The following is a 10021-nucleotide window of genomic DNA, read 5'->3' as shown; positions in this document are numbered from 1 at the left end:
AACCACCCAGCATAAACCCCCCCGGGGCCGCCCACCGGCGGGCGCTACCGATCGGGGTGCACTGCAACATCCCACTCCCCCTCGCCCCCTTATAATTCCGCCTTTCCCCCTGACGAGCTCCACCCCGATGGCGCAGCAAACAATGAAAGCCCTGGTCAAGCGCGAAGCCGCCAAGGGCATCTGGCTGGAAGAAGTGCCGGTCCCGACCCCGGGCCCGAACGAGGTCCTGATCAAGCTGGAGAAGACCGCCATCTGCGGTACCGACCTGCACATCTACCTGTGGGACGACTGGAGCCAGCGCACCATCAAGCCGGGCCTGACCATCGGCCACGAGTTCGTCGGTCGCATCGCCGAGCTGGGTTCGGCCGTCACCGGCTATGAAGTCGGCCAGCGCGTCTCGGCCGAAGGCCACATCGTCTGCGGCCACTGCCGCAACTGCCGTGGCGGTCGCCCGCACCTGTGCCCGAACACCGTCGGCATCGGCGTCAACGTCAACGGTGCGTTCGCCGAATACATGGTCATGCCGGCCAGCAACCTGTGGCCGATTCCGGACCAGATCCCGTCCGAACTGGCCGCCTTCTTCGACCCCTACGGCAACGCCGCGCACTGCGCGCTGGAGTTCGACGTGATCGGCGAAGACGTGCTGATCACCGGTGCCGGTCCGATCGGCATCATCGCCGCCGGCATCTGCAAGCACATCGGTGCGCGCAACGTGGTGGTGACCGACGTCAACGACTTCCGCCTGAAGCTGGCCGCCGACATGGGCGCGACCCGCGTGGTCAACGTGGCCAACACCTCGCTGAAGGACGTGATGAAGGAACTGCACATGGAGGGCTTCGACGTGGGCCTGGAAATGAGCGGCAATCCGCGCGCCTTCAACGACATGCTCGACTGCATGTACCACGGCGGCAAGATCGCCATGCTCGGGATCATGCCCAAGGGGGCCGGCTGTGACTGGGACAAGATCATCTTCAAGGGTCTGACCGTGCAGGGCATCTACGGCCGCAAGATGTACGAGACCTGGTACAAGATGACCCAGCTGGTGCTGAGCGGCTTCCCGCTGGGCAAGGTGATGACCCACCAGCTGCCGATCGATGAATTCCAGAAGGGTTTTGACCTGATGGAAGAAGGCAAGGCCGGCAAGGTGGTTCTGAGCTGGAATTGAGGCGCAAACGCTTCGGTACGAAAAAGGCACCCATTGGGTGCCTTTTTCTTTGATGGACCGCGAGGGCCGGCCAACGGCCGGCGCTACCGATGTGCGGATGTCTTACTGCCCGACGCTTACGGTGAACACCACGCGGTCATCGGCGTTCTTGCCGAAGTTGTAATCGCCGCGGCTGTCGGTGCCGTAGTAGCCCAGGCCCAGGGTGAACAGACCCCAGGTGCGGCTGACGCCGATGTTCCAGTCGGTGTAATCCTTGGCCACGTCCTCATCGAACGTGCTGCGGCCGACGTTCGCGGTCAGCACGAAGTCCTGCGGCAGCGTCCACTCGGTGCCAAACGCGTAGTACCAGCCGTTGGTGTCGGTGTTCCAGACATCGTTGCTGTAGGCAACGGTGACGTTGTAGTGCTCGGCGAACGTGGTCTTGGTGATCAGCTCGTTGTAGGCCAGCTCGCTCGAACCCGGATAGGAATAGCGGTTGAGCATCACGTCAAAGTTGACGTTGTCGGTGATGTCCACGCCATAGCCGATGAAGTAGTCGACTTCGGCGTCCGGACCATCAGGACCGAAGTCCACGCCCGAGCCCCACACACCGGCATACAGGCCCACCGGCGAGGTATAGGTGAAACCGGCCTGCACGGTCGGATCCTCGTCGGTCTGCGAGGCCCCGCGGAACACGTAGTCGGACACGCCGGTGACGTTCCAGCTGAACGGAGATTCGGCCTCGTCCTGGGCACTGGCGACAAACGGGGCGAACAAGGCGGCGCAGAGCACAACGGCGGCGGTACAGCGCGTGGCGTGGTTCATGCGGGGTCTCTCCGGGACGTGGGTGGATGCAGCGGGGTTTACGGTTTTTTAACCTGATTGATATTGCGATGCAACAATCACATGCGCAACCGTTTTTGTGCCCTGTCCTTGCCCCGGCCGTCCAGGTCTGGCCCCGGATCTGGCGCGGGCAGGTAAAATCGTGGTTTCCCGCACCTGCAACCGCCTGCCATGACCGACACCGCGAACGCCCCGCTCACCCAGCACTACGTTGAGGAACTGGAGGCGATCCGCGCCCAGGGCCTGTTCAAGTCCGAGCGCATCATCACCAGCCCGCAGTCGGCCGAGATCACCCTGGACGACGGCCGCACCGTGCTGAACTTCTGCGCCAACAACTACCTGGGCCTGGCCGACCACCCGGACCTGATCCAGGCGGCCAAGAACGCGCTGGACAGCCACGGCTTCGGCATGGCCTCGGTGCGCTTCATCTGCGGCACCCAGGACCTGCACAAGCAGCTGGAACAGCAGATTGCCGGTTTCTTCGGCAAGCAGGACACCATCCTGTATGCGGCCTGCTTCGACGCCAACGGCGGCCTGTTCGAGCCGCTGCTGGGCGAGAACGACGCGATCATCTCCGACGCGCTCAACCACGCCTCGATCATCGACGGCGTGCGCCTGTGCAAGGCCAAGCGCTTCCGCTATGCCAACTGCGACATGGCCGACCTGGAAGCACAGCTGCAGGCCGCCGACGCCGCCGGCTGCAGGACCAAGCTGATCACCACCGATGGCGTGTTCTCGATGGACGGGTTCATCGCCCCCCTCGACGAGATCACCGCACTGGCGAAGAAGTACAACGCCCTGGTGCACATCGACGAGTGCCACGCCACCGGTTTCCTCGGCGCGACCGGTCGCGGTTCGGCCGAAGTGAAGGGCGTGCTGGACAAGATCGACATCATCACCGGCACGCTGGGCAAGGCCATGGGCGGTGCCCTGGGTGGCTTCACCACCGCCAGCGCCGAAGTGATCGAACTGCTGCGCCAGCGCTCGCGTCCCTACCTGTTCTCCAACTCGCTGCCGCCGCACGTGGTGGCCGCCGGCATCAAGGCCTTCGACATGCTGGCCGCCGCTGACGACCTGCGCACCACGCTGCAGGAGAACACCGCCTACTTCCGCGAGAAGATGACCGCTGCCGGCTTCGACGTGAAGCCGGGCGTGCATCCGATCAGCCCGGTGATGCTGTACGACGCACCGCTGGCGCAGAAGTTCGCCGAGCGCCTGCTGGAAGAAGGCATCTACGCGATCGGCTTCTTCTTCCCGGTGGTGCCCAAGGGTCAGGCGCGCATCCGCACCCAGATCAGTGCGGCACACACCCGCGCGCACTTGGACCGCGCGATTGATGCGTTTACCCGGATTGGCGTTGAGCTGGGTGTGATCGGGAAGAACTGACGCGCAACGCGCGTCATTTCTTCTTCTTTTTGCCTTCCTTGCTCGCCACCACCACCGGTTTGGTGGCGGGCTTCGGCGTCGGCCGGGCCTGCGGGTTGCCCTTGGCCACCCGGATGCCGTTGGCCTTCATCCAGGCGTCGAACTCATCGGCGGTCATGCGCTTCTCGCCGTTGCTCATGTGGAAGCGGTAGCTGCCACGCCCATCCAGCTCGGGCGTCTTCAGTTCCACCACTTTGTCGGTGACCGGCGGGGTCGCCTTCGCCGCCTGCTTGTGGCCCCCGCAGGCGGCCAGCGCCAGTGCCGGCAACAGCATGCAGGCCCCACGCAGCAGGGGTCGGATGGTTTCAACGAACAACATGGCACTTCTCCCGGTAGTGGTCAGTCTGTAAAGGCAGGCCGTCCATTGCCCGGTGGTGCGCCCGCTCCCCAGCGGGCCACGCACTAGGTGTCAGCCACGGCGGGTCCAGCCGTGGCATCCAGCAATTCCAGTTCGTGCGGCTGCAGCTCGCGCCAGGCTCCCTTGGCCAGCGCCCCCAGGGCCAGTTGCCCTATCCCTACCCTGACCAAACGCAGTACGGCGATATCAAAGGCCGCCAACAGGCGGCGAATGTGCCGGTTGCGCCCCTCCTCCAGCACCACTTCCAGCCAGGCGGTCTTGTCGCCACTGCGCAGCAGCGTCACCCGGCGGGCGCGCAGGAACTCCCCGGCATCCTCCACGCCGGCGCACAGCGCCGCCAGTTGTGCGTCATCGGGGATGGCATCGACCTGCACGTGATAGGTCTTGTCCGGCCCAGTGGCCGGGTCGGTCAAGCGCGCGGCCCACTGCGGGTCGTTGCTGAACAACAAGAGACCTTCACTAGCCTTGTCCAACCGCCCCACCGGGGCCAGCCAGGGCAACCCGGCTCCATCGAAGCATCGATAGACCGTATCGCGGCCACGTTCGTCCTGGACGGTCGTGACCAGTCCACGCGGCTTGTTGAGCATCAGGTGGATGCGCCGGGCACTGCCCAGCGGCTGGCCGTCGACCTTGACCTGGTGGCGGCCGTCGACGATGGGGAATTCGGGGTTGTTGATGGTGCGGCCATCGACCGTCACCGGGCCGGGGGCGAGCCCGCGGGGGGGTGCGGGGCGCGAGCACACGCCGGCTTTGGACAGTACCCGCGCCAGCCCATGCCGGGGCGCAGCGACGGGAGCAGCCGCACGCCGCGGTTCGCGGCGTGGGCGGTCGGTTGGCGCGGCAGGGGGGCGGCGGGAACTGCGCATCGCTCTGTCGCGCGCGGCGACTTACTTCTTGTCCGGCTTGGTCTCGGCCGGCGCTTCAGCCGGAGCCGCAGCGGCGGCCGGGGCCGGACGCGCCTTCACCACGCGCACGCCGCGCGCCTTCATCCAGGCGTCGAATTCCTCGGCGGTCATGCGCTTGCCGTTCTGGCTCATGTCGAAGCGCCAGGGGGTGTTGTCGAATTCGGTCTTGGGCTTGTAGGCCGCCGGATCGTTCGGGTTCACAGCGGGTGCGCCCGGCATCGCCTTGGCGATGTTCTGGCAACCATCGATGCGCAGTCGCTGCAGCACGCGATCCACCGACTGCTGCTGATCAAAATTGGGGGTCAGCACGCCCGACGGCATGCCGAGCTGCGAGCCGCGGATCGCGAACTCGTCCGCCACCGGCGCAATGGCCGTGGCCGGCAGCGGCAGCGGCGAGGCGCTGGTGGCCTGGGCAGAGCAGTCCACGGCGGCGTGGGCGGCGGGAACCAGGGCCAGGCCGAGCGCGGCGGCCAGTGCGATACGCAGCATGGGGTGCATCCAGGAAGAAGGTCGACGCACCGAGTTTAACAGCGACAAAACGCCGTACAAGATCCCACTTTCAATGAATACGCCAAGACCTTGAATTTTTTGCGGATTCTCTACGCAGCGCACAAAAAAACAGGGCCCGGCAATGCCGGGCCCTGCTTCTGAAGCCTTACGCCGGAACTTAGTTCTGGACGTTCAGCTCGGTACGACGGTTCTTGGCGCGACCTTCCGGGTTGTCCGAACCATCCGGGTTGGTGTTCGGAGCGATCGGACGCGACTCGCCGTAGCCGATCGGGCCGACCAGACGCGAAGCAGCAACGCCGTTGCTGGTCAGGTAGTCGTACACCGCGGTGGCACGACGCTCGGACAGCTTCTGGTTGTACTCGTCGGTACCCTTGGAGTCGGTGTGGCCAGCGACTTCGACGCGCAGATCCGGGTAACGGACCAGGATCTGAGCAGCTTCGCTCAGGATCGCCACGGCGTCCGGACGCAGGGTCGACTTGTCGAAGTCGAAGTTCACGCCCTTCAGGTCGATGGAGACCGGCACCGGGCAACCGTCCGGACCGATGGTCTGACCCGGCTGCGAATCCGGGCACTTGTCGTCGCAGTTGTTGACGCCGTCACCGTCGTCATCCAGGTCTGCACAGCTCGGAGCGGTCGGCGGCGGAGCCACGACCGGAGCAGCCGGCGGCGGGCCCAGCGGGATCACGACGCCAACCGAGGCCAGCACGTCGCCGAACCAGCTTTCGTCCGGAGCGTGGTAGCTCTTGTCGTCGAAGTCACCGCGGTAGGCCACTTCGGCGCGAACAGCAACGCGCTTTTCGAAGGTGGTCTGCAGACCGACGCCGACCTTGGCGGCGAAGTTGCCGTCCTTACGCTCAGCCGGGCTGTCGATGGCCAGGATCGGGTACTCTTCTTCCGACTTCTGGTAGCCCAGACCCATCAGCAGGTAGGGGTTCCAGCCGCGGCCTTCCTGGATGAAGTGGTAGCGGGCGTCGATCGACGCGCCGTACTGGCTCCAGTTCAGATCCTGGTTCGAATCGAAGTTCGGGTTCTGGTAGTTCAGCTCACCGTCCAGCGACCAGTTGGGGCTGATGAACTTGCCCAGACCCAGGGTCACGAACGGAGCATCGTTGGTCAGACGGTCGCTGTCCTGGAAGTTGAAACCAGCCGAACCAGTCAGGTACCAGCGGTCGTCGAACTCCTGCGCAGACGCAGCCTGGGCCATGGCCAGACCGCCCAGCAGCGCGGCAGTAAGGATCTTCTTGTTCATGTAATACAGCTCCTAGTTCGGGGGTATGAAACCGGTAGAGGCATGGTCCAGCGCTACTGCGTCGTTTCTGACTGCGGATTCAGCACGCCACCGCCGCGAACATTATGCTCAGGGGAGTGAAGGCGATGTTAACAGCCGCGTAACATGTGAAGACGACCGCCAGACCTCTACCCGGCCCAGCTGCGGGCACCCTATACAGCTTTATGAAGTTGCGCAAGACCCAACAACGACAAGGGTTTTGCCACTTTTCCAGAGTTTTCAAGGCCTCGCCACAGTAAATCGTGCAGTCCACGGACGTGCGCTTATTCAGCGCATAAACAGGTTTCCCGGTAGTCGTATGATGAATGCGATTTTCAGCTGCCGGAGGCTCCATGAAAACCGTTGCCCTGACCCGCGCCCTGCCCATTGACGACCCTGCTGCCCTGCTGGATCTGGAACTGCCGCATCCCGGCCAACCCAGCGGACACGACCTGCTGGTTCAGGTCCGCGCCGTATCGGTCAACCCGGTGGACACGAAACAGCGCAGAGCCGCCCGGGCGGACGACGCGCCTCCCCGCGTGCTGGGTTTCGATGCCGCCGGCGTGGTGGAAGCCGTTGGGCCGGAGGTGACCGCGTTCGCGCCCGGCGACGAGGTGTATTACGCCGGCGACGTGACGCGACCGGGTTGCAACGCGCAGTGGCAGCACGTGGATGCGCGCGTGGTCGGCCGCATGCCCACCACGCTGGACTTCGCCGATGCCGCCGCGCTGCCGCTGACCACGCTGACCGCGTGGGAACTGCTGTTTGACCGCATGCGGCTGTACTTCGACGACTGCCGTCACCGCGGCCAGACCCTGCTGGTGATCGGCGGCGCGGGCGGGGTGGGATCGATGGCGATCCAGCTGGCGCGGCATGCCGGGTTCACCGTGGTGGCCACTGCGTCGCGCCCGGCATCGGTGGACTGGTGCCGACGCATGGGGGCGCAGCATGTGATCGACCATCACCAGCCACTGCCGCCGCAGTTGCAGGCGCTGGGCATCAGCGCGGTGAATGTGGCCCTCAATCTGGCCGACACCGACGCGTACTGGGACGTGCTCGGCGAGCTGATGGCCCCGCAGGGCCACGTCGGACTGATCGTGGAGCCGCGCGGACCGCTGCGCATCGGCGATCCTTACAAGGCCAAGTGCATCAGCCTGCACTGGGAGTTCATGTTCGCCCGTGCGCGTTTCGGTACCGCCGACATGGTCGAACAGCACCGCATCCTGAACCGCGTCGCCAGCCTGGTGGATGCCGGTGAACTGCGCAGCACCGCCAATGGCACGCTGGGGGCGATCAATGCGGCGAACCTGCGCGAGGCGCACCGGCAGTTGGAGGCCGGCAGCGTGATTGGGAAGCTGACCCTGGCCGGGTGGGAGTAAAGCCGCCGAGGCGCTACCAGAGCCCAGGCCGCGCCTATTGCACGCAAGGCCCTTTCGCGGCACGCTGCGCGTCTTCCGTACGCAAGCGTATCTTCATGTCGCCAGCCGCCGAATCCGCCGCCTACCCTCATCTGTTCAGCCCGCTGGACCTGGGCTTCACCCAACTGCGCAACCGCGTGCTGATGGGCTCGATGCACACCGGCCTGGAGGACCGCGCACGCGACTTCCCGCGCCTGGCCGCGTATTTCGCGGAGCGCGCGGCCGGTGGTGTCGGCCTGATCGTGACCGGCGGCTATGCGCCGAACGTGGTCGGCTGGCTCAAGCCGTTTGGCGGCAAGCTGTCCTGGCCCTGGGAGGTCGGTCCGCATCGCCAGTTGACCCGTGCCGTGCATGAGCACGACGGCAAGATCTGCCTGCAGTTGCTGCATGCCGGCCGCTACGCCTATCACCCCTTGTCGGTGGCACCGTCGAAGAAAAAAGCACCAATCAATCCGTTCACGCCACGTGCGCTGTCGACACGCGGCGTTGACCGGCACATCGCCGACTACGCGCGCAGCGCGCGACTGGCCCGCGACGCAGGCTACGACGGCGTCGAAGTGATGGGCTCGGAAGGCTATCTCATCAATGAGTTCATCGCGCCGCGCACCAACGTGCGTACCGATGCCTGGGGCGGCGATGCAGCAAAGCGCATGCGCTTTGCGGTGGAGATCGTGCGCCGCATCCGCGAAGCCTGCGGCCCGGACTTCATCATCATCTACCGGTTGTCGCTGGTCGATCTGGTCGACGACGGCAGCAACTGGGAAGAGATCGTGCAGCAGGCCAAGGCCATTGAAGCGGCCGGTGCGACCTTGATCAATTCCGGTATCGGCTGGCACGAAGCGCGTGTGCCGACCATTGCCACCTCGGTACCCCGCGCGGCTTTTGCCGGCGTCACCGCCAAGCTGAAGCCGCATATGCAGGTGCAGGTGATCGCCACCAACCGCATCAACATGCCCGACGTGGCTGAACGCATCCTCTCTGATGGCCAGGCCGACATGGTGTCGCTGGCACGCCCGCTGCTGGCCGACCCGGAATGGGCGAACAAGGCGCGCGCCGGCCGCGCCCACGCGATCAACACCTGCATTGCCTGCAACCAGGCCTGCCTGGATCACGTGTTCGAGAACAAGACCGCCAGCTGTCTGGTCAATCCGCGCGCCGTCCACGAAACCGAACTGGTCTATCGCCGTGCCCCGGCCCCGCGCCGTATTGCCGTGGTCGGTGCGGGTCCAGCCGGACTGGCCTGCGCCACGGTGGCGGCCGAACGTGGTCATGCGGTGACTCTGTTCGACGCCGGCAGCGAGATCGGCGGCCAGTTCAACGTGGCCAAGCGCATTCCGGGCAAGGAGGAGTTCCACGAGACCCTGCGCTATTTCCGCCACAAGCTGGACGACACCGGCGTAACCGTGAAGCTCGACACGGTGGCCGACGTGAGCACCCTGGCCGGCTTCGACAGCGTGGTGGTGGCCACCGGCATCACCCCGCGCAAGGTCGATTTCCCGGGTGCGGACCATGCCAAGGTGGTGACCTATCTGGACGTGCTGCTGGGCAAGGTCACAGTGGGCGCGGAAGCGGCCATCATCGGTGCCGGCGGAATCGGCTTCGATGTCGGTGAGTTCCTGGTGCACGAAGGTCCTTCGCCGGCGCTGGACCCGGCCCGCTGGATGGCCGAATGGGGCGTGGATCCCAGCTTCGAGGCACGCGGCGCGCTCGCCCGCCCACAGCCGGAAGCGCCCGCGCGCAAGGTGTGGCTGCTGCAGCGCAGCCCGGGCAAGCCGGGCGCACGGCTGGGCAAGACCACCGGCTGGATCCACCGCGCCACCTTGAAGGCCAAGGGCGTGAAGATGCTCGGCGGCGTGGAGTACCTGGGCGTGGACGACAGCGGCCTGCACATCCGCGTGGACGGCCAGGAGCAGACCCTGCCGGTGGATCACGTGGTGATCTGCGCCGGTCAGGAACCGCGTCGCGACCTGCATGCCGCGCTGCTGGCGGCAGGCGTGGATGCGCATCTGATCGGCGGCGCGGACGTGGCCGCGGAGCTGGATGCCAAGCGCGCGATCAACCAAGGCAGCCGCCTGGCAGCGACGCTGTAACGCGTCAGGTGGCCGCACGACCAACGGTCGTGCGCTACCTGGAAATCCCGGTAGCGGCGGG

Annotated in this window: 9 protein-coding genes; 4 read left to right on the top strand and 5 right to left on the bottom strand. The window is 65.7% G+C overall.

Annotated elements, in window-relative coordinates; translation table 11 throughout:
* Positions 1-142 precede the first annotated feature (142 nt).
* Positions 143-1165, top strand: coding sequence for an L-threonine 3-dehydrogenase (tdh, locus tag QMX83_RS17370; protein WP_282297893.1), 1023 nt, complete (start codon positions 143-145; stop codon positions 1163-1165).
* Positions 1166-1267: 102 nt separating this feature from the next.
* Here the strand turns inward: tdh and QMX83_RS17365 are convergent, their stop codons facing one another.
* A complete protein-coding gene (locus tag QMX83_RS17365) occupies positions 1268-1969 on the bottom strand; it encodes a TorF family putative porin (protein ID WP_282297892.1) in 702 nt (233 codons plus the stop codon).
* Positions 1970-2158: 189 nt separating this feature from the next.
* Between QMX83_RS17365 and kbl the strand changes: the two genes are divergently transcribed.
* Positions 2159-3373, top strand: a complete 1215-nt coding sequence (kbl, locus tag QMX83_RS17360; protein WP_282297891.1) for a glycine C-acetyltransferase — start codon at positions 2159-2161, stop codon at positions 3371-3373.
* Between the two features lie 13 nt (positions 3374-3386).
* On the opposite strand, the gene QMX83_RS17355 is transcribed toward kbl, so the two are convergent.
* From QMX83_RS17355 to QMX83_RS17340, 4 genes are all read right to left on the bottom strand, one after another.
* Entirely contained in the window at positions 3387-3728 is a 342-nt protein-coding gene (locus QMX83_RS17355) for a hypothetical protein (RefSeq protein WP_282297894.1), read from the bottom strand.
* A gap of 86 nt (positions 3729-3814) precedes the next feature.
* On the bottom strand, positions 3815-4636 hold the full coding sequence (locus QMX83_RS17350; RefSeq protein WP_282297890.1) for a pseudouridine synthase: 822 nt from the start codon (positions 4634-4636) through the stop codon (positions 3815-3817).
* Between the two features lie 21 nt (positions 4637-4657).
* A complete protein-coding gene (locus tag QMX83_RS17345; RefSeq protein WP_282297889.1) occupies positions 4658-5164 on the bottom strand; it encodes a hypothetical protein in 507 nt (168 codons plus the stop codon).
* A 178-nt stretch (positions 5165-5342) separates the two neighbouring features.
* Positions 5343-6434: an OmpA family protein gene (locus QMX83_RS17340; RefSeq protein WP_282297888.1), complete on the bottom strand. Its 1092-nt coding sequence runs from the start codon at positions 6432-6434 to the stop codon at positions 5343-5345.
* A 371-nt stretch (positions 6435-6805) separates the two neighbouring features.
* Between QMX83_RS17340 and QMX83_RS17335 the strand changes: the two genes are divergently transcribed.
* Positions 6806-7831: a zinc-binding alcohol dehydrogenase family protein gene (locus QMX83_RS17335; RefSeq protein ID WP_282297887.1), complete on the top strand. Its 1026-nt coding sequence runs from the start codon at positions 6806-6808 to the stop codon at positions 7829-7831.
* 95 nt (positions 7832-7926) lie between these two features.
* Entirely contained in the window at positions 7927-9960 is a 2034-nt protein-coding gene (locus tag QMX83_RS17330) for an NADPH-dependent 2,4-dienoyl-CoA reductase (RefSeq protein ID WP_282297886.1), read from the top strand.
* Positions 9961-10021 lie beyond the last annotated feature (61 nt).

This window comes from Stenotrophomonas sp. PS02289, assembly GCF_029960115.1.
Lineage (GTDB): Bacteria > Pseudomonadota > Gammaproteobacteria > Xanthomonadales > Xanthomonadaceae > Stenotrophomonas.
This window is presented reverse-complemented; position numbering and strand designations above follow the sequence as displayed.